Genomic DNA, 24196 nt, shown 5'->3' with positions numbered 1-24196 from the left:
AGCGGCCGGGTTCGGTCCTTGCTTCGAACACGCTAGATTCCCTGGTTTTTCCGTCCTTGCGGATTTCCCTCACCGAATGACGCCATTCAGGAGTTTTCAGATGCACACGCCGCGCCGCCTGGTTCTCGCATCGGCTTATGCCGCAGTCGCCGTCACCGTTTCCCTGGCCTCGATTCCCGCCTTCGCCCAGAACGTGGTGAAGATCGGCGAGATCAACAGCTACAAGGCGCAGGCCGCTTTCCTGGAGCCCTACAAGAAGGGCATGGAGCTGGCGGTGGAAGAGGTCAATGCGGCCGGCGGCGTCAACGGCAAAAAGCTCGAAGTCATCACCCGCGACGACAACGCCAACCCGGGCGACGCGGTGCGTATCGCCGAGGAACTCATCGCGCGTGAACACATCGATGTGCTGATGGGCTCCTTCCTGTCCAACACCGGCCTGGCGCTGACCGACTTCGCCAAGCAGAAGAAATTCTTCTACCTGGCCGCCGAGCCGCTGACCGACAAGATCGTCTGGCAGAACGGCAACAAGTACACCTACCGCCTGCGGCCCTCCACCTACATGCAGGTGGCCATGCTGGTGCCGGAAGCCGCCAAGCTGAAGAAGAAGCGCTGGGCCATCGTCTATCCCAACTACGAGTACGGCCAGTCCTCGGCCGCCACCTTCAAGAAGCTGCTGAAGGAAGTGCAGCCCGATGTGGAATTCGTCGCCGAGCAGGCGCCGCCGCTGGGCAAGGTCGATGCCGGCAGCGTGGTGCAGGCCCTGGCCGATGCCAGGCCCGATGCGATCTTCAACGCGCTCTTCGCCGCCGACCTGGCCAAGTTCGTGCGCGAGGGCAATACCCGCGGCCTGTTCGAGAAGACCAGCGTGGTCAGCGTGCTGACCGGCGAGCCCGAATACATGGACCCGCTCAAGGACGAGGCGCCCAACGGCTGGATCGTCACCGGCTATCCCTGGGCCACCATCGCCACGCCGGAGCACAAGGCCTTCCTGGCGGCCTACCAGGCCCGCTACAAGGACTATCCGCGCCTGGGTTCGGTGGTGGGCTACTCGGCGGTCAAGTCGATCGCCGCGGGCATCAGGAAGGCCGGCAGCACCGATACCGAGAAGCTCGCCGCCGCCTTCAAGGGCCTGCCGGTGGACACGCCCTTCGGCAAGATCACCTACCGTGCGCAGGACAACCAGTCCACCATGGGCGCCTTTGTCGGCAAGACGAAGAACGAGGGCGGCAAGGGCGTGATGGTGGACTACAGCTACCTCGACGGCGCGAAGTTCCAGCCCTCGGACGCCGAGGTCAAGCAGCTGCGCCCGGCAGACTGAGCAGGACCCGCGCATGGACGTTTCGGGCTTCGTCGTCCAGCTGCTCAACGGGCTGGCCGGCGCTTCGTCGCAGTTCCTGGTGGCGGCCGGGCTGTCGCTGATCTTCGGCGTGACCCGCATCGTCAACTTCGCGCACGGGTCCTTCTTCATGCTGGGGGTGTATGCGGCCTACTCCCTGTCCGGGGCGCTGACCTCGGCCATCGGCCCGGCGGGCTTCTGGATCGCGCTGCCGCTGGCGGCGCTGGTGGTGGCCGCCGTCGGCGCGGCCATCGAGATGCTGCTGCTGCGCCGCATCTACAAGGCGCCGGAGCTGTTCCAGCTGCTGGCCACCTTCGCGCTGGTGCTGGTGATCAAGGATGCGGCGCTGTGGGTGTGGGGCGCCGAGGAGCTGCTCGGGCCGCGTGCGCCGGGCCTCAAGGGCTCGGTGCTGATCCTGGGGCGGCAGTTCCCCTCGTACGACCTGTTCCTGGTGGCCGTCGGGCCGGTGGTGCTGGGCCTGCTGTGGCTGCTGCTCACCCGCACCCGCTGGGGCACGCTGGTGCGCGCGGCCACGCAGGACCGGGAGATGGTCAGTGCGCTGGGCGTGAACCAGGCCTGGTTGTTCACGGCGGTGTTCGCGCTCGGCGCGCTGCTGGGCGGCCTGGGCGGCGCGCTGCAGCTGCCGCGCGAGCCGGCCAATCTGGAGATGGACCTGACCGCCATCGGCGCCGCCTTCGTGGTGGTGGTGGTGGGCGGCATGGGTTCGATACCGGGCGCCTATGTGGCGGCGCTCTTGATCGCCGAGGTGAAGGCGGTGTGCATCTGGCTGGGGGTGGTGGAAGTCTTCGGCATCAGCATCTCGTTTTCCAAGGCCACGCTGGTGGTCGAGTTTCTGGTGATGGCCGCCGTGCTGGTCTGGCGGCCCTGGGGCCTGTTCGGCCGGCCGCAGGCGGTGGCGCGGCAGCAGGGCCTGCCGGAGCAGCCGCTGCGCCGCTCCTCGCGGGCCTATGCGGTGGCCATCGCAGTGCTGGTCCTCGTGCTGGCGCTGCTGCCCTGGCTGGCCGCGGGTGCCCCCTATGTCACGGTGCTGGCCATCGACCTGCTGATCGCCGCGCTCTTCGCCGCCAGCCTGCACTTCATCATGGGTCCGGGCGGCATGCATTCCTTCGGCCATGCGGCCTACTTCGGGCTGGGGGCCTATGGCGCGGCGCTGCTGGTGCGCTCGGCCGGGCTGCCGATGGAGGTGGCGTTGATTGCTGCGCCGCTGGTGGCGGCCGTGGGTGCGCTGATCTTCGGCTGGTTCGCGGTGCGGCTGTCGGGGGTGTACCTGGCCATGCTGACCCTGGCCTTCGCGCAGATCGCCTGGGCGGTCGTCTACCAGTGGGACGACTTCACCGGCGGCAGCAATGGCCTGACCGGCGTGTGGCCGGCCCAGTGGCTCTCGGGCCGCGCCGCCTATTACGGACTGACGCTGGTGCTGGCCGGCGCCGGCATCCTGTGGCTGCGGCGGGTGCTGTTCTCGCCCTTCGGTTATGCGCTGCGGGCGGGGCGGGATTCGGCCCTGCGCGCCGACGCCATCGGCATCGACGTGAAGCGCCTGCAGTGGCTGGCCTTTGTCATCGCGGGCGCGGTGGCGGGGCTGGCCGGCGCGCTCTTCGCCTTCTCCAAGGGCAGCATCTCGCCCGAGACCCTGAGTGTGGGCCGTTCGGTCGATGGGCTGGTGATGGTGCTGCTGGGCGGCATCCAGACCCTCGCCGGCCCGGTGGTCGGCGCCGTCACTTTCAACTGGCTGCACGACACGGTGGCGCGTAATACCGACTACTGGCGCGCCATGCTGGGCGGCATCATCCTGCTGCTGGTGCTGCTGTTTCCGCAGGGCATCGCGGGTTATGCGCGGCAGCTGTTCGAGTGGCGCGGAGGCCGGCCATGAGTGCGCTGCTGCAGGTGACGGGCCTGGGCAAGTCCTTCGGCGGGGTGAAGGCGGTCGATGGCATCGACTTCACGCTCGCCCGGGGCGAGCTGCTGGCGCTGATCGGGCCGAACGGCGCGGGCAAGTCCACCACCTTCAACATGGTCAACGGCCAGCTGCGTGCCGACCGGGGCTCCATCCGCCTGGAGGGCGCCGAACTCGTGGGCCTGAAGCCGCGTGAGATCTGGCGCCAGGGCGTGGGTCGCACCTTCCAGATCGCCGAGACCTTCGCCTCCCTCACCGTGGTGGAAAACGTGCAGATGGCCCTGATCTCGCACGACGCGCGGCTGTTCTCGCTGTGGCGCCGCGCGGCCGATCACAAGCGCGACGAAGCCCTGGCGCTGCTGGAGCAGGTCGGCATGCGGGCCCAGGCCGAACGGCCCTGCAGCGAACTGGCCTATGGCGACGTCAAACGGGTGGAACTCGCCATGGCCATGGCCAATTCACCGAAGCTGCTGCTGATGGACGAACCCACCGCCGGCATGGCGCCCAAGGAACGCAATGCCCTGATGGCGCTGACCAAGGAGCTGGTGACGGCCCGCGGCATGGCCGTGCTCTTCACCGAGCACAGCATGGACGTGGTCTTCGCCTATGCCGACCGCATGATCGTGCTGGCGCGCGGCCGGCTGATCGCCGAGGGGAAACCGCTGGAGATCCGCGACCATCCCAAGGTGCAGGAGGTCTATTTCGGCAGCGGCAAGACCTTCGAGAAGGAAATCGCCTGATGGCCGCCGCCGAGACCCTGCTCGAAGCCCGCGGCCTGCAGGCCTGGTACGGCGCGGCGCAGATCCTCTACGACGTGGACCTGCAGGTGGGCCGTGGCGAGGTGGTGGCGCTGATGGGCCGCAACGGCGCGGGCAAGTCCACCACACTCAAGGCGCTGATGGGCATGCTGGCCAAGCGGCGTGGGCAGATCACGTTCAGGGGCGAGGACATCTCCAGCGCCGAGCCGCATCGCGCGGCCCGGCTGGGCCTGGGTTTCGTGCCGGAGGACCGGCGGGTGTTCACCGACCTCACCGTGGTCGAGAACCTGGAAGTCGGCCGCCAGCCGCCACGTTCCTGGCGCGACGGCACACCCGCGCCGCTGTGGACGCCCGAGCGCCTGTTCCGGCTCTTTCCCAATCTCGGCGAGATGCCTCAGCGCCCCGGCGGCCGCATGAGCGGCGGCGAGCAGCAGATGCTGACGGTGGCCCGCACGCTGATGGGCAACCCCTTCCTGGTGCTGCTGGACGAGCCCTCCGAAGGCGTCGCGCCGGTGATCGTGGAGCAGATGGCGCAGATGATCCTGGAGCTGAAGAGCCAGGGCGTGAGCATCCTGCTGTCAGAGCAGAACATGCATTTCGCGGCACTGGTGTCCGATCGGGCCTATGTGCTGGAGAAGGGCCAGATCCGCTTCCAGGGCAGCATGGCCGCGCTCGAAGCGGACGAGGAGGTGCGGCGCGCCTACCTCAGCGTATGAGTCCCGTGTCTTGAACCAATGGAGATTTCCACCATGTCGCATGTGCCCCGCAGAGCCCTCCTGAAATCCGCCGCCGCGCTCGCCGCCGGTGGCGCCCTCGGCCTCCCGGCCTTCGCCGCCGCGCCGGTCAAGCCCGGCACGGCCGCGCTGATCGTGGTCGATGTGCAGAACTGCTTCCTCGAAGGCGGCACGCTGGCCGTCAAGGGCGGCAACGAGGTCATCCCGGTCATCAACAAGATCGCACCGGCCTTCGAGAACATCGTGCTGACGCAGGACTGGCACACCGCCGGCCATGCATCGTTCGCCAGCGCGCATCCGGGCACCAAGCCCTTCGAGACCACCAAGCTGAGCTACGGCCAGCAGGTGCTCTGGCCCGACCACTGCGTGCAGGGCACCGAGGATGCGGCGCTGGGCAAGGACCTGAAGCTGCCGACGGCCCAGCTCATCATCCGCAAGGGTTTCCACAAGGACATGGACAGCTATTCCGCATTCGAGGAAGCCGACCACAAGACGCCCACCGGCCTGGCCGGCTACCTGAAGGCGCGTGGCATCAAGACGGTGTTCGTCACCGGCCTGGCGACCGATTTCTGCGTGGCCTGGACCGCCATGGATGCCCGCAAGAACGGCTTCGAGGTCTATGTGGTGGAGGATGCGACGCGCGGCATCGACCTCAACGGCTCGGTCGCCGCCGCCTGGAAGCAGATGGCGGCCAAGGGCGTCAAGCGCATCCAGTCCTCGGACATCGCCGTCTAGGACAGACCGACATGCCCGGCTTCGCCCTGACCGTCAACGGCGCCGCGGTCCGGGTCGAGGCCGGCCGCCATGCCAGCCTGCTGCAGGTGCTGCGCAGCGACCTGGCGCTCAACGGGCCCAAGTACGGCTGCGGGCTGGGCCAGTGCGGCGCCTGCACCGTGCTGGTCGATGGGGTGGCGGCGCGGGCCTGCGTGATCCCGGCCATGGGTGTGCAGGGCCGCAGCATCACCACGCTGGAGGGCCTGGGCAGCCGCGAGGCGCCGCATCCGGTGCAGCAGGCCTTCATCGAGGAGCAGGCCGCGCAATGCGGCTACTGCCTCAACGGCATGGTGATGGCCACGGCCGCCCTGCTGGCGCGCGAGCCCGAGCCGAGCGAGGCCCGCATGCGCGACGAACTCTCCGGCAACCTCTGCCGTTGCGGCACCCATGTGGAGATCCTGCGGGCGGTGCGGCGGGCGGTGGTGCTGATGCAGAACCCGAACCGGGCCACCAAGGCATGACCCTGCGCGCCCAGACGCCGCAGACCCGGGCCGACTTCCACCGCGCCCAGGGCGTGCTGCTGGTGGTGCGCCATCCGCCCGCGCCGCCGCTGCCCGCCCGGGGCCAGCCGGCGGCGGTGGCGGGCAACCCCGCCGAAGGCGTGGAGATCCTGCTCGCCGTCTGGGACGACGGCAGCGCCACCGCGCTCAACGGCCATGTGGACCTGGGCACCGGCATCCGCACCGCGCTGGGCCAGATCGCCGCCGAGGAACTCGACCTGTCGCTGGACCGCCTGCACATGGTGCTGGGCGACACCACCCGGGCGCCCAACCAGGGCGCCACCATCGCCAGCGGCTCGATCCAGAACCATGCGCAGCCGCTGCGGCTGGCGGCGGCGCAGGCGCGCGGCTGGCTGGTCGCCAGGGCCGCCGCCCGGCTCGGCGTGGCGGCCGAACGGCTGGCCACGCGGGATGGCTGGGTGTTCGTGTCGGCCGATCCGGCCCGTCGCGTCGCTTATGGCGACCTGGTCGAAGGCCATACGGAGCTGCTGCTCGATCCGGCCACGCCGCTCAAGGCGGCCGCCGACTACCGCCTCGTCGGCACGCCCCAGCCCCGCGTGGACATCCCCGCCAAGGCCACCGGCGAACTCGTCTTCGTGCACGACATGCGCCTGCCCGGCATGCTGCACGGCCGGGTGGTGCGGCCGCCCTATGCCGGCGCCGACCATGGCGACTTCATCGGCAACACGCTGGAAGCGGTGGACGAAAGCTCCATCGCCCACATCCCCGGCATTCGCGCGGTGGTGGTGATACGCGACTTCGTCGGCATCGTCGCCGAGCGCGAGGAGCAGGCCGAGCAGGCCATGGGTGAACTGCGGGTGCGATGGAAATCCTGGCCCGGCCTGCCGGACCTGTCGGACATCGCCCATGCCCTGCGCACCAACAGCGCCACCCACCGGCCGCTGGTGGAAGAGGGCGATGTGGACGGGGCGCTGCAAGGCATGGCCACCCCCATGCCGCGCACCTATGTCTGGCCCTACCAGCTGCATGCCTCCATCGGCCCCTCCTGCGCGGTGGCCGACTGGGCCGACGGCCGCCTGAAGGTCTGGGCCGGCACGCAGAACCCGCATGTGCTGCGCGCCGACCTGGCGCGGCTGACCGGCCTGGCCGATATCGACATCGACCTGGTGCGCATGGAAGCCGCCGGCTGCTACGGCCGCAACTGCGCCGACGACGTGGCCGCCGATGCCGCGCTGCTGGCCCGTGCCGTGGGCGCGCCGGTGCGGGTGCAGCTGAGCCGCGAGCAGGAGCACCTCTGGGAGCCCAAGGGCGCGGCGCAGCTGATGGAGATCCGCGGCGGGCTCGATGCCGACGGCTCGGTGGCGGCCTACGACTTCTGCAGCAGCTATCCCTCCAACGGCGCGCCCACCCTGGCCCTGCTGCTGACACGCAGCATCGAGCCCCTGGCCCAGGCCTACGAGATGGGCGACCGCACCGCGCGCCCGCCATACGCCTATCGCAACCTGCGGGTCGGGGTGAACGACATGCCGCTCATCGTGCGGGCCTCCTGGCTGCGTGGCGTGTCGGCCCTGCCCAGCTCCTTCGCGCACGAAAGTTATATCGACGAACTGGCCACGGCGGCCGGCGCCGACCCGGTGGAATTCCGGCTGCGCCACCTGCCCGATGCGAGGGCCGCCGAACTCGTCGCCGCCACCGCCGCCAAGGCCGGCTGGCTGGCGCACACCGCACCACGGCAGCAGCCCGCCGAGGGTGAATGGCTGCGCGGCCAGGGCTTCGCCTATGCCCGCTACAACCACAGCAAATGGCCGGGCTTCGGCGCGGCCTGGGCGGCCTGGGTGGCGGATGTGGAAGTCAACCGCCGCACCGGCGAGGTCCATGTGCGGCGGGTGGTGGTGGGCCACGACGCCGGTCTGCTGGTGAACCCGGCGGGCGTGGACCATCAAATCCACGGCAATGTGCTGCAGACCATGAGCCGCTCGCTCAAGGAAAGAGTCGATTTCGCACCGGGCGGTTCAGCGGCCCCGGGCGTGCCGCTGAACCGGGAGTGGGGCAGCTATCCGATCCTGAATTTCCGCGAAGTGCCGGTGATCGAGGTGCTGCACATGCCGCGCCCGGGGGAGGCGCCGCTGGGCGTGGGTGAATCGTCCTCGGTGCCGGGCACGGCGGCCATCGCCAATGCGATCTTCGATGCGACCGGCCTGCGTTTTCGTGCGCCGCCCTTCACGCCGGAGACGGTGCGGGCGGCGCTGGCGCAGCAGCCGCTGTTCGGCGATGCCGCCGCGCCCGAAGAGCCTGCCGGGCCGCCGGTGCGCACCCTGCCGGTGGATGCGCCCTGGCCGCGTCGCCGCTCGCTGTGGGCCGGCATCGGCGCCCTGGCGGCCGGCGCCTTCGGGCTGGGCGCGGGCCTGCTGGGCATGCCGCCGGCGATCGCGCCGGTGGCCTTGCCGGCGGGCGGCTGGTCGGCCGTCTATTCCCCGGCCACGGTGAAGCGCGGGCGCCAGCTCGCCGCGGCGGGCGATTGCGCGGTCTGCCACACCGTGCCGGGCGGCGTGGCCAACACCGGCGGCCGGGCCATGGAAACACCCTTCGGCCGCATCTACACCACCAACCTCACGCCGGATGTGGAGACCGGCATCGGCGCCTGGTCCTTCAGCGCCTTCCAGCGGGCGATGCGCGAAGGCATCTCGCGCGACGGCCACCGGCTGTACCCGGCCTTCCCCTACACCGCCTTCGCCAGGATCGACGACGCGGACCTGACCGCGATCTACGCCTACCTGATGAGCCAGCCCGCCGTGCGGGCCGCCACGCCGCCAGCGGACCTGAAGTTCCCGTTCGGCGTGCGGCCCCTGATGGCCGGCTGGAACGCCCTGTTCCACGAGGCCACGCCCTACCGCGCCGACGCCGCGCAATCGGCCGAATGGAACCGCGGCGCCTACCTGGTGCAGGGCCTGGGGCATTGCGGCGCCTGCCATACGCCGCGCAATGCGCTCGGCGCGGAGCGGACGGGCAACGCCTTCCTCTCCGGCGCCATGGTGGATGGCTGGGAAGCCCCGGCGCTGACGGCGCTGTCGAAGGCGCCTGTGCCCTGGAGCGCCGAGGCGCTCTACCAGTACCTGCGCACCGGGCACAGCGCCGAACATGGCACGGCCGGGGGGCCGATGGGGCCGGTGGTGGCTGAGCTGCAAAGCCTGCCGGACGAGGACATCCGCGCGATGGCGCGCTACCTGTCCTCCTTCAACGGCGCGCCGGCCGATGCACCCTCGCTGGCACGCCAGGCGGTGCTGGCCGCGGCGGCGTCGGCTCCGCCGCCGGGCGCGGCGCAACGCATGTTCGACTCGGCCTGCGCGGCCTGCCATCACGACGGTGCCGGGCCGAAGCTGCTGGGTGCCAACGTGCCGCTGGCGCTCAACAGCAATCTGCACAGCGATTCGCCCGACAACCTGCTGCGGGCCATCCTAGAAGGTGTGCGGCAGCCGCCTACGGCCGCCGTCGGTTTCATGCCTGCGTTCGGCGACGTTCTGGACGATCGGCAGATCGCCGATCTGGCGGGGTATATGCGGGCGCGGTTTGCGCCGGGGCGGAGGGCCTGGGAAGGGGTGGAGGCTTCGGTTGGCAGGCTTCGGGGGGGTGAGTTTTGCTGTTGCTCAGGGGGGTTCTCCTTGGCGGAGGGCGGAGCTGGGGCTGCGCGCCCCAGACCGCGCTCACTTTCTTTGCTTCGCCAAAGAAAGTAAGCAAAGAAAGGCGACCCGGCTGCGGGAGTCCCCCTCCTTCGGAGGGGGCACGCTGCGGTGCTCGCAAAAGCGGGGTCCACGACAACTCGCTTCGCTCAAACAGGTCGTGGCCCTGATCCACTTTTGCTGCGCTCCTCGCTCACCCTCAGACGGGACCCGGGGAGCGGGGACAGCCGCTGCTTCGCAGGGCGACGGGCCGTCGCTTCGCTCGGCCTCTGATTGAACACCAGTCCACACTGAGCGCCGCCTTTCAAACCCAGGCCGAGCGCAGCGACGGCCCGTTGCGCTGCGAAGCAGCCGCTGTCCCCGCTCCCGGGTCCCGTTAGCCCGAGAGCGAGGAACGGAGCAAAGGCGGATCAGGGCCACGACCTGTTTGAGCGAAGCGAGTTGTCGTGGACCCCGCTGTCCTGGTCAAGAATTTTCGGACAGTTCGATAGGGCGTGTTGCTGCCATTTTTCGCTCGAAGGCGTTGGGCGGCAGATAACCCAATGTCGAATGCAGTCGAGTGCTGTTGTAGAAGCCGACGATGTAGTCGCCGATGTCTGCAGCAGCCTCAGCGTGATTGGCGTAGTCGCGCTGCCAGACGCGCTCCATCTTCAAGTTCAAGAAGAAGCGCTCCATCACCGCGTTGTCCCAGCAGTTGCCCTTGCCGCTCATGCTGGCCAGCAGGCCGTGGCGTTGCAGTACGTCGCGATGAAGCTCGCTGGCATATTGACTGCCCCGGTCGGTATGCACGATCAAGCCGGGGCTGGGTTTTCGTTGGCCAATGGCCATCTCCAAAGCCGCACAGACCAGCTCTGCCGGCATGCTCGGTGCAGTAGCCCAGCCAATCAACTTGCGTGAATACAGGTCCAGGACGGCAGCCAGATAAAGCCAGCCGCTGCGAGTCCGGATATAGGTGATGTCTGCCACCCAAGCTTGATTGGCCGAGGCTGGCGCGAATTGCCGCTGCAGCACGTTTGCAGCCACCGGCAGCGTGTGGCGGCTGTCGGTGGTGTGAACGAATTTGCGCTTCCAGCTTGGCTGCAGGCGGTGTTCGCGCATTAGTCGGCGTATGCGCCAGCGGCCAACGTCAATGCCCTGGACCTCGAGCGCAGCACGCAACCGACGGCTGCCGTAACTGCGCCCGCTCGCTGTAAATGCGGCCTTCAATTGCACCTCAATGGGCTCGATTACGGCAGGCCGAGCTGCTCGTTTAAGAGCTGCGTAATAACCTGCTCGGCTGACACTCAAGACACGACACAGCGTGCTCACTGCAACTGTCTCGGCCTTCTTCTGCCACTGAGCAATCACGCGGTGGATTACTTCAGTTCCCGGGCGAAGAAGGCCGATGCTTTTTTTAAGATGTCGTTGTCCTGGCGCAGTTGCCGCAGCTCTGCTTCGAGCTGACGAATACGCCGTTGCTCCTCGGTCAAAGGCTTGCCAATGCCGGGCTGGCCTGCACTCTCTGCATCGTATTGCTCGACCCAACGGCGCACCGCGCTGTCGGTCAGGCTCATGTCTCTGCAGACCTGTGGCACGCTCAGGTTCTGCTCTCGGATCATCTTGACGACTTGAAGCTTGAAGGCCTCGTCGAAGCTGCGGCGGGGAAGGCGGTTCGTCATGTTCCAGTTGTCCTCAGGGGTTTGAATCCCCTATCGACTTGTCTTTGGAAATTAGACCAGGACACGCCTTTGCGAGTACCGCAGCGGTGCCCGAAGGGCCTCGGGTGTCGGGTCGCCTTTCTTTGCTTACTTTCTTTGGCGAAGCAAAGAAAGTGAGCGCGGTCTGGGGCGCGCAGCCCCAGCCCCGCCCTCCGCCAGGAGACCCACCCTCCCCAGCAAACGCCCCCTCGACAAAAGAGCCGCGCCCCTACATCAGCAGCACCCGCAACAAACCCGCCCCCACTCCACCAAACCCTGTCCAGAGCCCCTAGGCACCACCACCCGAAGACCGACGAACCACCAGGCGCCCAGGCAACAAAATCTCCCGAGGCGCATGCCCAGCCCCCGCAAGCGCTCCAACAGGCAAGCCACAGCAGCATGCCCCAAGGCATCCGTAGGCTGGGCAACAGTAGTAAGCCCGGGCCCTACCAAAGGCGCCCAGTCGGTCTCATCGAAGCCGACGAACCCCAGGTCCAGCCCCCAGCTCCACCCCATGCCAGCCACCACGGTGGACACCCGCAAGGTCGTGACCGCATTCCCGCTGATGACCGCGGCACGTCCTCCAGCAGCCCCGGCACGCAGCCGCCGCAACCCGGCACTCAGGCCCGCATCGTCGTGCTCATGCTCCAGCACATCCCCCGAAATGCCGGCCGCCTGCACAAAGGCAAGAAAGGCCTCGGCCCGCTCCACCCGCGAACTCACATCCGCCACCGGTTCGGTCACGAACAGCAGGTGCCGGAACCCGGCATCGAGCAGATGCTGCGCAGCCATGCGGGTGGCGCCCACGTTGTCGAGCGAGACGAAGTCGGCCGCCAGCGTGTCGTTGCGCCGGTCCACCAGCACCATCGGCCTGGCCTTGCGTGCGGCCTCGGCCATGGCCGCCGCATCGTCCCCCACCCGGTTGAGGATGAAGCCCTCCACCTGGTAGGAGGCCAGCGCCTCGATCGCCTGGCGCTCGCGCCCGCTCTCGTTGCCGAGGTTGAACAGCATCACCAGGTAGCCGGCCTCCTGGCAGGCCTTCTCGGCGCCGCGCAGCACCGCCACCGAAAACGGGTTGGTGACATCCGCCACCACCAGGCCGATCAGGCGCGAACGCCCCCGGCTCAAGGCCTGCGCCATGGGGCTGGGGGAATAGGCCAGGGCCGTGACGGCCGCCTGCACACGCGCGGCGATGTCGGGCGTCAGCAGGGTCTCGCGGTGGTTGAAGAAACGCGAGACGGTGGCCTTGGAGACCCCCGCGGCACGCGCCACGTCGGCGATGGTGGCGCGGCCGGCCGGCAGGGCGGAATCGGAGGAAGCGGGCTGGCGCGGCAAGGGGGCCTTGGTCGATGGCATGGCGGGCAATGGTAGCGCCGGCATCCGCCACGAACAGGGCACGCTCGGTCTAGACTGGCGCATGACCTGCACCGCCACCACCATCCCGACACGCGACGGCGCCTGCCCCGCCTGGCTCCTCACTCCCGCCGCCGAGGGCCGCTGGCCGGGCGTGATCTTTTACGCCGATGCCGGCGGCATCCGGCCGGCCATGGTGGAGATGGCGCAGATGCTGGCCGACATGGGCTATGCGGTGCTGCTGCCCGACCCCTACTACCGTTACGGCGCCTACGGGCCGCTGGTGCCGCGCGAGGTTTTCGCGGGCGATGTGGGCGCCATCCTCGGCCCGCTGATGGCGACCACCGGCAACGACAAGGCGGCGCAGGACTGCGAGGCCTTCCTGGCCTTCATGGAGGGCCACGATGCCGTCGCCCAAGGCCCGCTGGGCGCGGTCGGTTTCTGCATGGGCGGCGGCATGGCCATCAGCGCCGCCGCCACCCATACAGACCGCTTCGCGGCGGTGGCGAGTTTCCACGGCGGCAACCTGGCCACGGATGCGCCGACCAGCCCGCACCGGATCGCCGGCCAGCTGAAAGCGGAGCTCTACCTGGCGGCGGCCGACCAGGACGGCAGCTATCCACCCGAGATGGCCGAGCGCTTCGAGCAGGCCCTGGCCGAAGGCGGCGTGCACTACCGCGCCGAGACCTATGCCGGCGCCGCCCACGGCTGGATGGTGACCGACTTCCCGGTGTACGACCCGGCCGGCGCGGCGCGCGGCTGGTCGGCCCTGCGGGCGCTGTTCGAGCAGAAGCTGCGCGCCTGAAGCCGCGCCGCTAGAAGCCACCCAGCCAGCGCCCCGAGGCCGGGCAGGGCTCGGCCGGCCTGCCATGCACCCGCAGCTGCTCGTGCGGGACGGCCGCCACCTCCGGATCCACATCGAAGGCGATGCCCAGCGCCCCCGCCAGCGCCGGCTCCTCGACCGGCAACTCCCAGGTCAGGAAGAACTGCAGCCAGTCGTGCTCCGGCAGGAAGGCGGCCGCGTCGAAGGCCGAGGCGCCGCGCGGCACCACCGCATGCGGCTGGCAGGTATCGAAGACCACGGCGGTGCCGCGCACCAGCGGGATGCGCTGGCCGCCCAGGGCGAACAGCAGGTCCAGGCCCCGGTCCTCGCCGACGAAGAGATTGAAGAAGGCGGCATGGCCGTACTGCGCGCCGTCATGGTGGAAGCGGGCGCCCAGGCAGGCCATCAGGGCCATGTCGGCGTCCTCCAGCAGCCGGGCATCCAGCCCTTGCGAGGCCAGCCAGGCGCCGGCGGCGGCCTGGCATTCGCGCAGCCCCGGCCAGCGAACACGCGCCCGGGCCAGGCGCATGACTTCGACATCGCCGGGCTCCATGCCCAGTTCCTCGCGGGCCTCGCGCCGCCAGTCGGCCAGCAGGCGTTCGGGCAGGGGAGGCAAATCCACCGTGCCGGCCAGCACCCGTTCGCCCACGCCGCGGCTGCGCAAGCTCTCGCCGGAGAGAAAGTAGGAAGTTGGATCGCCGCGCATCGGCGCGCAGTTTAGGCCGCGGCCCCGGGCGCATCGAGGTAGCGGCGGACGATCTGCAGGATGTGCCCGGCCGCGTCCGCGATATGGCGCTCCATGGCCTGCTCCGCCAGATCGGGCTGGCGCTGGCGGCACAGGGCGATCAGCTCCAGATGCTCCTGCCGCGACTGCTGCCGGATGTCGGCATTGACCGCCTGGAAACGGAAATACCGCTCCGACTTCTCGTGCAGGGTGCGCACCAGGTTGACGGCCGCAGGCCTGCGCGCCCCGCCGTAGAGCAGGCCGTGCAGCTGCCAGTTCAGCGGCCCCCACTCGCTGGCGCTGGCCGAATCCATGCGGTCGACCAGGGACGTGGCGGCCTGCAGCTCGGCCTCGGTCAGCTGGGTGGAGGCCTGGCGGAACAGCCAGGGCTCCAGCCGCAGCCGCAGGTCGAAAAACTCCTGCACCTCCTCGGTCGACAGCATCGAGACGAAGGAGCCGCGGTGCGGAATCAGGTCCACCAGGCCTTCGGAACTCAGCAGCCGCATCGCCTCGCGCAGCGGTATGCGGCTCACGCCGAGTTCCTCGGCCAGCGCCTCCTGGCGCAGGGGCGAGCCGGGCGCGCATTCGCCGCTGAGGATGCGCGCGCGCACCTCGTCCACGACGAGTTCGACCGCCGTCTTGCGTACGAGCCTGCGCCCTTCGCTGTCCTGCGCCGCAGCGGTGGCGGCCTGTGGCTGGCTTGCCGGCATGTCTGTTGAAACTCCTGATGTCGTCCGCACCGCCATGGCCCGCCGCATGCCCCAGGCAGGGGCTGGCGGCACCGGTCCGCGGCATGGCGGCGTCTCCTGGAAAACCCCTTGCAGGCGGCAAGAAGGCGATGGTTTAATAAAAATATATATTGGATCCAACATCCAGTCCAACCATAGACCCGATGTTAGCAGGGGTGTGGACCAGCGGCGTTGGTAGCCGGCATGGTTCCTGCGTCCCCACTGAAGTTGTATCCAATATATTGGCTGCGCCCACCTACCCCGGCTCGCGTTCTCGCGGCACCCATCAAGGATCTTCTGCATGACCTCCGTCAACTGGACCGGCGTCTTCCCGGCCGTCACCACCAAACTCAAGGCCGACTTCTCCCTCGACATCCCGGCCATCGGCGCCGGCCTGGAGCGGCTGATCCAGGCCGGCGTCGGCGGGGTGGTGATGATGGGCATGGTGGGCGAGAACGCCCAGCTCTCCCCGGCGGAAAAACTCACCGTGCTGCGCACCGCGGTCGAACTGGTCAAGGGCCGGGTGCCGGTGATCTCGGGCCTGGCCGAGACCAACACCGCCTCCGCCGTGACCTTCGCCCGGGAGGCCGAGAAGATCGGCGTGAATGGCCTCATGGTCTTCCCCGGCCTCACCTACAAGTCCGACACCGCCGAGACGGTGCAGTTCTACAAGGCCGTCGCAAAGGCCAGCGCCCTGCCCATCCTGCTCTACAACAACCCGCGCGGCTACGGCGTGGACCTGACGGCCGACGTGATCGCCGAGCTGCTCGAAGCGCCGACCATCGTCGCCATCAAGGAAGAGTCCTACGAGACCCACCGCATCACCGGCCTGCTGAGCCGCTTCGGCGACCGGCTCAACGTGGTCTGCGGCGTGGACAACCTGATCGTGGAAAGCGCCGCCCTGGGCGTGAAGTGCTGGGTCTCGGGCATGGCCAATGCCGTGCCCAAGGCCTCGGTCGACCTGCTCAACCTGCTGATCGCCGGCGACTTCGCCAAGGCCCGCAAGCTCTACACCGCGCTCGATCCGCTCTACTACCTCGACACCCTGGTCAAGCTGGTGCAGCACATCAAGCTGGCCGAGAACATGACCAGCGGCACCTCCGAGGCCGTCAAGCCCCCGCGCCAGCCCCTGGCCGGCGCCGAGCGCGAGAACACGGTGGCGATCACCAGGCAGACCCTCGCCGACCTGCGCGCCCTGGGCTACTGAAGCCAGCGCCGGAGCGCCCGCCATGAACCACAGCTTCTTCTGCATCGACGGCCACACCTGCGGCAACCCGGTGCGCCTGGTGACCGGCGGCGCGCCCGCGCTGGAGGGCCGGACCATGATCGAGCGCCGCGCCCACTTCGAGCGCGACTTCGACTGGGTGCGCACCGCCCTCATGTTCGAGCCGCGCGGCCACGACGTGATGAGCGGCACCATCCTCTATCCGCCCACCCGGCCGGACTGCGACATCGCCATCCTCTTCATCGAGGTCAGCGGCTGCCTGGCGATGTGCGGCCACGGCACCATCGGCACCGTCACCTTCATCATCGAGAACGGCCTGGTGCAGCCGCGCGAACCCGGCCTGCTGCGCCTGGACACGCCCGCCGGCCTGGTGCTGGCCCGCTACACCATGGACGGCCCGTACGTGGAGTCGGTGCGGCTCACCATCGTGCCCTCCTTCCTGCATTCGAGCGATCTCTCGGTCGAGGTCGAAGGCCTGGGCGAGGTGCGTTTCGACGCGGCCTACGGCGGCAACTTCTACGCCATCGTCGAGCCGCAGCCCGGCTATGCCGACCTCGACCAGCTGAGCCCTTCGGACATCCAGCGCCTCAGCCCCATCCTGCGCCGCAAGGCCAACGAGAAGTACCGCTTCGCCCACCCGGAGTTCCCGGAGATCGCCGGCCTGTCCCATGTGATGTGGACCGGCGTCGCGAAGAAGCCCGGCGCCACGGCGCGCAACGCGGTCTTCTACGGCGACAAGGCGATCGACCGCTCGCCCTGCGGCACCGGCACCTCGGCCCGCATGGCGCAGCTCGTGGCCAAGGGCCGGCTGGAGATCGGCGTGCCCTTCGTGCACGAAAGCATCATCGGCACCGAGTTCCGCGGCATGGCCACCGAGCGCGCCAAGGTCGGCGACTACGACGCCATCGTGCCGACGGTCGAAGGCTGGGCCCGCATCACCGGCCACAACACCCTCTTCGTCAACGAGCGCGATCCGCTGCGCCACGGCTTCATCCTGAAATGAGCGGGCATCTCGTCGTCGTCGGTGCCGGCATCGTCGGCCTGAGCTGCGCCTGGGAGGCGCAGCGGCGCGGCTGGGCCGTCTCCATCGTGGACCGCGACTTCGAGGGCGACCGGGCCTCCCACGGCAATGCCGGCGGCATCGCGGTCAGCGAATGCGTGCCGCTGAGCCTGGCCGGGCTGGGCCTGAAGCCGCTGCGCTGGCTGCTCGATCCGCTGGGGCCGCTGTCGGTGCGGCCCGCGCATGCGCCGCGGCTGCTGCCCTGGTTCCTGGCGCTGCGCAAGGTGGCCGAGCCGGCGCGATTCCAGCGCATCGCAAGAGCGCTGGCCACGATCAACGACATCTCCCTGCCTGCCTTCGAGGACATGCTGGCCGACATCGGCCTGCAAGGCGACATCCACAAACGCGGCGCGCTCACCGTCTACGAGACCGCCGCCGCCTTCGCGCAGGACGCCGCCGAATGGGCGCTGAAACGCTCGCTGGGCGTGCGCTGGCGCGAGGTCTCGGCCAGCGAGATCCGCAGCCTGGAGCCAGCCCTCGCGCCCGCCTTCGCGGCCGGCGTGATGCTGGAGGACTGGGCCCATATCGACGATCCGATGCGGGTGGTGCAGCGGCTGCGCGAAACCCTGCAGGCGCGCGGCGCGGTGCTGGTGCGCGGCGAGGTCGCCGCCATCTCGGCTCAGGGCCCGGCGCAGGCCACGGCCCAGCTGGCCAGCGGCGGCAAGGTCACCGGCCAGCGCCTGCTGGTGGCCGCCGGCGCCTGGTCGGCGCGGCTCAGCCAGGGCGTGGGCGACAAGGCCCTGCTGGAGAGCGAGCGCGGCTACAACACCACCCTGCCAGAGAGCGCTTCGATGCTGGGCCGCGAGGTGATCTTCGCCGAACGCAAGTTCGTCGCCACGCCCCTGTCGGTGGGCCTGCGCATCGGCGGCGCGGCCGAGTTCGCCGGCCTGGACAGCGCCCCCAACTACCAGCGCAGCGACGCCCTGCTGCAGCTCGCCCGCCGCTACCTGCCGGACCTGCAGGAGGCCGGCGCCCGGCGCTGGATGGGCAACCGCCCCGCCACTCCCGATTCGCTGCCGGTCATCGGCCCTCGCCCACCCACCCGGGCATTCTTTATGCCTTCGGCCATGGGCATCTGGGACTGACCCAGAGCGCCGCCACCGCCCGCCTCATCGGCCAGCTGCTCGGCGGCGAGCACGGCGCCATCGACCTGCAGCCCTTCTCGATCTCCCGTTTCCGCTGAGTCCCTTCTTCCAACCGCGACGCCACAGGAACCCGACATGAAGCCCTCCCGTACACGCAACCAGGAAAAGCAGATGAAAACCATCCACTCCTTCGTCATGTCCGCCGTGGGCCTTGCCGCCCTGTGCGCCAGCCCGGCCTTCGCCCAGCAGGCCACCTTCCAGGTCGGCGCGCTCACGCCGGTGACCGGTGCCGGCGCGCCCTACGGCGCCGGCATGTCCAAGGCCATCGAGATCGCCGTGGCCGAGATCAACGCGGCCGGCGGCGCCAAGGGCGCCAAACTCGTCGTCTCCAGCGAGGACTCGCAGACCGCGCCTCAGGCCGCGGTGCTGGGCGCCAAGAAGCTGCTGTCGGTGTCCAACGTGAAGGCGCTGATCGGCGTGTGGAGCTCGGGCGAATCGCTGGCGGTGATGCCGCTGACCAACGAAGCCAATGTGCTGCTGATGCATGCCTCCGGCGCCCCGGCGCTGAGCGGCCCGCCGGTCAACGACAAGAAGCTGGGCTTCCGCTTCCAGGCCACCAACGGCCGCTTCGGCCGCGCCTTCGCCGAGATCGCCAAGCGCGAGGGCTACACCAAGCCCGCCACCATGGCCTTCAACAACGCCTCGGGCCTGGGCAATACCGAGGGCTTCGCCACCGCCTGGAAGGCCGCCGGCAAGGAGGTCGTGGCCAGCGTGGTGTACGAGCCCAACCGCCCCTCCTACCGCTCGGAACTGCAATCGGTGCTGCGCGCCAAGCCCGATGTCATCGTCACCGGCTCCTACCTGGCCGACACCACCATCATCCTGCGCGAGTGGTATCAGTCCGGCGTCAACACCAAGTGGATCATCCCGGGCTGGGCCGCCAACGCCGACCTGATCAAGGCCCTGGGCCCGGAAGTGACCGAGGGCATCATCTCGGTCGAGACGGTCAGCAACGAGGCCGCGCCCAGCTACAAGCATTACGCGGAAGCGGCGGGCAAGGCCGGCATCAACGTGCAGGGCAACGCCTATGCGGCCATGGCCTACGACCAGGCCATCATCCTCGGCCTGGCGGTGCAGGCCGCGGGCCCGACGGCCAGCGGCACCGAACTCGCCAAGAAGGTCCACGAGATCGGCACGGCCGGCGGCACCCAGGTCTACACCTTCGCCGAAGGCAAGAAGAAACTCGAAGCCGGCGAACGGGTGAGCTACATCGGCGCCTCCAGCGCGCTGAACTTCGACGAGTTCAACGACGTCACGCCCGACTTCGCCGCCTGGAAGATCGAGAAGGGCCAGCTGGTCCGCAAGTACATCGTCAAGCTCTAGGCCCGGCAGTGAATTACGCCGACTACATCAACCTGGCGATCAACGGGCTGGTCGAGGGGCTGCTGATGGCCCTGCCCGCACTCGCCCTCACCCTGGTCTATGGCTTGGCGCGATTCCCCAATGCCGCCACCGGCGATTTCGTGACGGTCGGCGGCTTCGCAGGCTTCGGCATGCACCACCTCAGCGGCTCGCTGGTGGTGGCCGGCCTGGGCGGCGCCGCGGCCGGCGCGGCCGCGGCGCTGGCCGCCTACTGGCTGGCCTTCCGGCCGGTGATGCGGCGCCCGGTCATCACGCTGATGCTGACCTCCATCGGCGTCGGCTTCGTGCTGCGCGCCGCCCTGGGCATCGCCTTCGGCCACGAGCCGCGCGCCTTCGAGATGCCGCTGCAGCGCGCCATGCGTTTCGGCGACATCTCCATCCTGCCGGCCGACATCAGCCTGGCGCTGCTGACCATCGTGGTGCTGGCGGCGGTCTTCGTGCTGCTGTTCATGACGCCGCTGGGCCGCTCGCTGCGCGCCATCGCGGACGACCCCGACCTGGCCCGCGTCAGCGGCATCCGCAGGGAGCGCTGCATGGTCGCCATGTGGGCCATCGCCGGCATGGTCTGCGGCATCGCCGGCACCGTCTCGGGCGTGCGCACGGTGATCTATCCGGATGCCGGCTGGAACCTGCTGCTGCCGGCTTTCGCCGCCGCCGTGATCGGCGGCCTGGGCAGCCCGGTCGGCGCGGTGCTGGGCGCCATCCTGCTGGGCATGCTGCAGGAACTGGCCACGCCCTGGACCGGCTTCGTCTACAAGATCGCCATCGGCTACGTGGTCATGGTGATCGTGCTGCTGGTGCGGCCGCAGGGCCTGTTCAACCGTGTGCAGAAGGTGCGCTGATGGAAACCTATGTCCTGACCATCGCCATCGTCACCGGCATCTACATCCTGCTGAGCCTGTCGCTGGACCTGCAGTACGGCTTCACCGGCCTGATCAACTTCGGGCTGGCGGGCTTCTTCGCCGTGGGGGCCTATACCTCGGCCATCCTGACGATGAAGACGGGGCTGAGCCCGCTGCTGTCCTTCCCGGCAGCCGCCCTGGCCGCCGCCCTGCTGGCCTGGCCGCTGGGCCGCATCGCGCTGCGCCTGCGCGACGACTACCTGGCCATCGTCACCCTGGGCTTTTCCGAGATCGGGCGCCTGGTGCTGGTGCAGGAGCAGCAGTACACCGAGGGCGTACGCGGCATCGCCGGCGTGCCGCGCCTGGGTGCCAGCTGGGGCACGCCGCGTTTCAGCGAGATGCTGCTGCTGGGCATGCTGGTGCTGTGCATCGTGGGCGTGGTGCTGTTCCTGCGCCGCATCACCCACAGCCCCTACGGCCGCACCATCCAGGCGATCCGCGACGACGAGACCGCCGTGCGGGTGCTGGGCAAGGAGCCGGCGGTCTTCAAGACCCAGGTGCTGATGCTGGGCGGCGCCATCGCGGGCCTGGCGGGCGCCTTCTTCGCCCACTACATGACCTACATCGTGCCGGACCTGTTCCTGCCCCTGGTCACCTTCTACATCTGGATGGCCATCATCATGGGCGGCGTCGGCCGGCTGCGCGGCGCGGTGGCCGGGGCGGTGATCCTGGTGGCCTTCACCGAGGGCGTGCGGTTCCTGCGCGGGGTGATACCGGGCGTGTCGGACGCCCACATGGGCAGCCTGCAGCTGGGCATCGTCGGCCTGGTGCTGATTCTTTTCATGCGCTGGCGGCCGCAGGGCGTGTTCGGCGCGCGGGGGGCCAAGTGAAACATCTCTCGGTCAAGGACATCAGCCTGGCCTATGGCGACTTCCAGGTGCTGCAGGGCGTGAGCTTCGAGGCCACGCTGGGCGGCATCCACGGCATGATCGGTCCCAACGGCGCGGGCAAGAGCACGCTGTTCTCGGTGCTCAGCGGCCTGATGCAGGCCGACGGCGGCGAGGTCCGTTTCGGCGACACCGGCTTCGGCTCCCTCGGCGCCGACAAACGCGCGCAGATGGGCCTGGGCCGCACCTTCCAGATCCCGCGCGAGTTCAAGCACCTCACCGTGCGCGACAACCTGCTGGTCGGCCCGCGCAAGCAGCCGGGCGAGTCGCTGCTGTCGCTCTTCCTGTCTCCCGGCAAGGTGCGCAGGTTCGAGCAGGAGGCTTGCGAGCGGGCCGACAGCCTGATCGATTTCCTCAAGCTCGCGCCGGTCGCCGGCAAGCTGGCGGGCGGCCTGTCGGGCGGGCAGAAGAAGCTGCTGGAGCTGGGCCGGGCGCTGATGTCCGAGCCGAGCTTCATCCTGCTCGACGAGCCTTATGCCGGCGTCAACCCGGTGCTGATCGACGAAATTTCGGAGCGCATCCGCGAGATCAACCGCGAGCGCGGCATCGGCTTTCTCATCATCGAACACAACCTCATGGCGCTGAACCGGCTGGTCGAAGACCTCTATGTGCTCGACAGCGGCAGGCTGATCGCCCATGGCGAGCCGGCCGCCGTGCTGGAACACCCGCAGGTGCGCGCCGCCTACATGGGAGCCGCCGCATGAAGCCGGTGCTGAGCGTACAGGACCTGGCCGGCGGCTACAGCGAGGTCGACATCCTCAAGGGCATCTCGCTGGAGGTGATGCCGGGCGAGATCGTCACCATCGCCGGCACCAACGGCGCGGGCAAGTCCACCGTCATCAAGGCCATCATGGGCCTGCTGCCGCGCTCGCGCGGCACGGTGATGCTGGGCGACACCGACCTGGCCACCCTGTCGGTGGAAGACCGGCTCGACTGCGGCATCGGCTACGTGCCCCAGGTGGCCAATGTGTTCGCCTCGTTGTCGGTGCACGAGAACCTGCTGGTGGTGCAGGGCGTGAAGAAGCCGCGCGAGCGGGCCGATGCGATGTACGCCCTGTTCCCGGCGCTGGCGGGGCACCGCAGGCGCGCGGCCGGATCGCTCTCCGGCGGCGAGCGCCAGCAGCTGGCCTTCGCCCGCGCCCTGATGCGCCAGCCCGACACCCTGCTGCTGGACGAACCCACCGCCGCCCTCTCGCCCGCCCGGGTCGACGAGATCCTGGACTATGTGCGGGTGCTGCCCGCCAGCGGCACCACCGTGCTGATGGTGGAGCAGCGCGCCCGGCAGTCGCTGGCCATCAGCCAGCGCGGCTACATCATCGACCAGGGCCGGGTGGCCATGCAGGGTGCCGCCCGGGACCTGCTGAACGACCCGAAAGCGGCCGACCTCTTCCTCGGCAAGCACAGCGAACAAACCTGACACCATGATCATTTTCAAGAACGCCCTGGTCCGCGACCACGCCCATACCGGCTCCGAGCTTTTCAACGTGGTCGTGGACGGCGAGTCCATCACCCAGGTCACGCCCGGCCCGGTGGACATCCCCGGCGCCCAGCTCATCGACCTGGCCGGCAAGACCCTGATGCCGGGCCTGGTGGACTGCCATGCCCACGTCATCGCCTCGGTGGCCAACCTGGGCCTGAACGGGCGCCTGCCCAACACCTTCGCCATCCTGCGTGCGGTGCCCATCCTCGAAGGCATGCTCAAGCGCGGCTTCACCACCGTGCGCGATGCCGGCGGCGCCGACTACGCCATGGCCAAGGCGATCGAGGACGGCATCATCCCCGGCCCGCGCCTCTTCGTGGCCGGCAAGGCGCTGTCGCAGACCGGCGGCCACGGCGACTTCCGCGAACGCTTCGACAACACCGATCCCGACCCCTGCGGCTGCAACCGCAACATGGGCGCCATCGGCCGCATCGTCGACGGCGTGGACGACGTGCGCAAGGCGGTGCGGGAAGAGATGCGCGCCGGCGCCAGCCACATCAAGATCATGGCCTCCGGCGGCGTGGCATCGCCCACCGACCCGATCGGCAACATGCAGTTCTCGGTGGACGAGGTGCGCGCCATGGTGGAAGAGGCGGGCAACCACCAGACCTATGTGATGGCCCATGCCTATACCGGCAAGGCGATCAAGCGGGTGGTGGAACTGGGGGTGCGCACCATCGAGCACGGCAACCTGATCGACGACGAGGCGGCCGAGACCATGGCCCGCCACGGCGCCTTCGTGGTGCCCACCCTGGTGACCTACGACGCCATGGCCCGCGTCGGCGCGCGGATGGGCCTGTCGCCCGAAACACTGGCGAAGAACGACGCGGTGATGAAGCAGGGCTTCGCGGCACTCGGCCTGCTGAAGAAACACGGCGTGAAGATGGGCCTGGGCACCGACCTGCTGGGCGACATGCAGCAGTTCCAGAGCGACGAACTCACGCTGCGCGCCAACATCCTCGGCGCCTACGAGGTACTGTGCCAGGCCACGCAGACCGGTGCCGAGATCGTCGGCATGCAGGGCAAGCTGGGCGTGGTGCAGGCGGGCGCATACGCCGACCTGCTGGTGGTCGATGGCGATCCGCTGGCCGACATCGGCGTGCTCGGCGGCCAGGGCGAGCGCATAGACGGCATCCTGAAGGCGGGGGCCTGGGTCAAGCAGGCCTGAAAGCGCCC

The 24196-nt window shown here is 69.2% G+C and carries 21 protein-coding genes; 17 read left to right on the top strand and 4 right to left on the bottom strand.

The genetic code is table 11. The features are described from left to right. Positions 1-100: 100 nt before the first annotated feature. Genes GT347_RS16850 through GT347_RS16820 form a run of 7 tightly spaced genes read left to right on the top strand, consistent with a single transcriptional unit; the run spans position 101 to position 9709 of the window. Positions 101-1318 (top strand): ABC transporter substrate-binding protein, encoded by a 1218-nt coding sequence (locus GT347_RS16850; protein WP_160553308.1) that lies wholly within the window; start codon positions 101-103, stop codon positions 1316-1318. A 13-nt stretch (positions 1319-1331) separates the two neighbouring features. Continuing rightward, complete coding sequence (locus tag GT347_RS16845) at positions 1332-3227, top strand: ABC transporter permease (RefSeq protein ID WP_160553307.1); 1896 nt, start codon at positions 1332-1334, stop codon at positions 3225-3227. Then, positions 3224-3991 (top strand): ABC transporter ATP-binding protein, encoded by a 768-nt coding sequence (locus tag GT347_RS16840; RefSeq protein WP_160553306.1) that lies wholly within the window; start codon positions 3224-3226, stop codon positions 3989-3991. The genes GT347_RS16845 and GT347_RS16840 overlap by 4 nt, the downstream gene beginning before the upstream one ends. Continuing rightward, a complete protein-coding gene (locus tag GT347_RS16835; RefSeq protein WP_160553305.1) occupies positions 3991-4725 on the top strand; it encodes an ABC transporter ATP-binding protein in 735 nt (244 codons plus the stop codon). The genes GT347_RS16840 and GT347_RS16835 overlap by 1 nt, the downstream gene beginning before the upstream one ends. A gap of 33 nt (positions 4726-4758) precedes the next feature. Next, the gene (pncA, locus tag GT347_RS16830) at positions 4759-5478 is read left to right on the top strand and encodes a bifunctional nicotinamidase/pyrazinamidase (RefSeq protein WP_195812356.1); all 720 of its coding nucleotides are present in this window, start codon (positions 4759-4761) and stop codon (positions 5476-5478) included. An 11-nt stretch (positions 5479-5489) separates the two neighbouring features. Then, the gene (locus tag GT347_RS16825; protein WP_160553304.1) at positions 5490-5978 is read left to right on the top strand and encodes a (2Fe-2S)-binding protein; all 489 of its coding nucleotides are present in this window, start codon (positions 5490-5492) and stop codon (positions 5976-5978) included. Beyond that, complete coding sequence (locus GT347_RS16820) at positions 5975-9709, top strand: molybdopterin cofactor-binding domain-containing protein (protein ID WP_160553303.1); 3735 nt, start codon at positions 5975-5977, stop codon at positions 9707-9709. Before GT347_RS16825 ends, GT347_RS16820 begins: the two co-directional genes overlap by 4 nt. Positions 9710-10120: 411 nt before the next feature. Here the strand turns inward: GT347_RS16820 and GT347_RS16815 are convergent. Next, positions 10121-11313 (bottom strand): IS3 family transposase gene (locus GT347_RS16815; protein WP_160550549.1). Its coding sequence is split into 2 segments (ribosomal slippage): positions 10121-11040 and positions 11040-11313, totalling 1194 coding nucleotides; the frame shifts between segments, so codons are not numbered across the junction. A 252-nt stretch (positions 11314-11565) separates the two neighbouring features. Next, complete coding sequence (locus tag GT347_RS16810) at positions 11566-12687, bottom strand: LacI family DNA-binding transcriptional regulator (RefSeq protein WP_407704103.1); 1122 nt, start codon at positions 12685-12687, stop codon at positions 11566-11568. Positions 12688-12748: 61 nt separating this feature from the next. On the opposite strand from GT347_RS16810, the gene GT347_RS16805 reads away from it, so the two are divergent. Then, positions 12749-13489, top strand: a complete 741-nt coding sequence (locus GT347_RS16805) for a dienelactone hydrolase family protein (RefSeq protein WP_160553302.1) — start codon at positions 12749-12751, stop codon at positions 13487-13489. 10 nt (positions 13490-13499) lie between these two features. Here GT347_RS16805 and GT347_RS16800 read toward each other — a convergent pair whose 3' ends face one another. Together GT347_RS16800 and GT347_RS16795 are read right to left on the bottom strand one after the other, a co-directional pair. Continuing rightward, positions 13500-14213, bottom strand: coding sequence for a hypothetical protein (locus tag GT347_RS16800; protein WP_160553301.1), 714 nt, complete (start codon positions 14211-14213; stop codon positions 13500-13502). Between the two features lie 11 nt (positions 14214-14224). Further along, positions 14225-14941: a GntR family transcriptional regulator gene (locus GT347_RS16795; RefSeq protein WP_160553300.1), complete on the bottom strand. Its 717-nt coding sequence runs from the start codon at positions 14939-14941 to the stop codon at positions 14225-14227. Positions 14942-15260: 319 nt separating this feature from the next. On the opposite strand from GT347_RS16795, the gene GT347_RS16790 reads away from it, so the two are divergent. The 9 genes from GT347_RS16790 (at position 15261) to GT347_RS16750 (ending at position 24188) form a co-directional block, all read left to right on the top strand. Continuing rightward, entirely contained in the window at positions 15261-16166 is a 906-nt protein-coding gene (locus tag GT347_RS16790) for a dihydrodipicolinate synthase family protein (protein ID WP_160553299.1), read from the top strand. A gap of 22 nt (positions 16167-16188) precedes the next feature. Next, positions 16189-17187 (top strand): 4-hydroxyproline epimerase, encoded by a 999-nt coding sequence (locus GT347_RS16785; protein WP_160553298.1) that lies wholly within the window; start codon positions 16189-16191, stop codon positions 17185-17187. After that, positions 17184-18329, top strand: a complete 1146-nt coding sequence (locus GT347_RS16780; protein ID WP_229722347.1) for an NAD(P)/FAD-dependent oxidoreductase — start codon at positions 17184-17186, stop codon at positions 18327-18329. Before GT347_RS16785 ends, GT347_RS16780 begins: the two co-directional genes overlap by 4 nt. A gap of 135 nt (positions 18330-18464) precedes the next feature. Next, positions 18465-19712 (top strand): ABC transporter substrate-binding protein, encoded by a 1248-nt coding sequence (locus GT347_RS16775; protein ID WP_229722346.1) that lies wholly within the window; start codon positions 18465-18467, stop codon positions 19710-19712. An 8-nt stretch (positions 19713-19720) separates the two neighbouring features. Then, the gene (locus tag GT347_RS16770) at positions 19721-20593 is read left to right on the top strand and encodes a branched-chain amino acid ABC transporter permease (protein WP_160553297.1); all 873 of its coding nucleotides are present in this window, start codon (positions 19721-19723) and stop codon (positions 20591-20593) included. Then, positions 20593-21483: a branched-chain amino acid ABC transporter permease gene (locus GT347_RS16765; protein WP_160553296.1), complete on the top strand. Its 891-nt coding sequence runs from the start codon at positions 20593-20595 to the stop codon at positions 21481-21483. The genes GT347_RS16770 and GT347_RS16765 overlap by 1 nt, the downstream gene beginning before the upstream one ends. Next, complete coding sequence (locus GT347_RS16760) at positions 21480-22244, top strand: ABC transporter ATP-binding protein (protein WP_160553295.1); 765 nt, start codon at positions 21480-21482, stop codon at positions 22242-22244. The genes GT347_RS16765 and GT347_RS16760 overlap by 4 nt, the downstream gene beginning before the upstream one ends. Next, the gene (locus GT347_RS16755; protein ID WP_160553294.1) at positions 22241-22957 is read left to right on the top strand and encodes an ABC transporter ATP-binding protein; all 717 of its coding nucleotides are present in this window, start codon (positions 22241-22243) and stop codon (positions 22955-22957) included. The genes GT347_RS16760 and GT347_RS16755 overlap by 4 nt, the downstream gene beginning before the upstream one ends. A 4-nt stretch (positions 22958-22961) precedes the next feature. Continuing rightward, positions 22962-24188: a metal-dependent hydrolase family protein gene (locus tag GT347_RS16750; protein WP_160553293.1), complete on the top strand. Its 1227-nt coding sequence runs from the start codon at positions 22962-22964 to the stop codon at positions 24186-24188. The last annotated feature ends 8 nt before the right edge of the window (positions 24189-24196 follow it).

It is taken from the genome of Xylophilus rhododendri (assembly GCF_009906855.1).
Taxonomy (GTDB): Bacteria; Pseudomonadota; Gammaproteobacteria; order Burkholderiales; family Burkholderiaceae_C; genus Xylophilus; species Xylophilus rhododendri.
The sequence above is the reverse complement of the archived record's forward strand: the minus strand, read 5'-3'. Positions and strand labels throughout refer to the sequence as shown.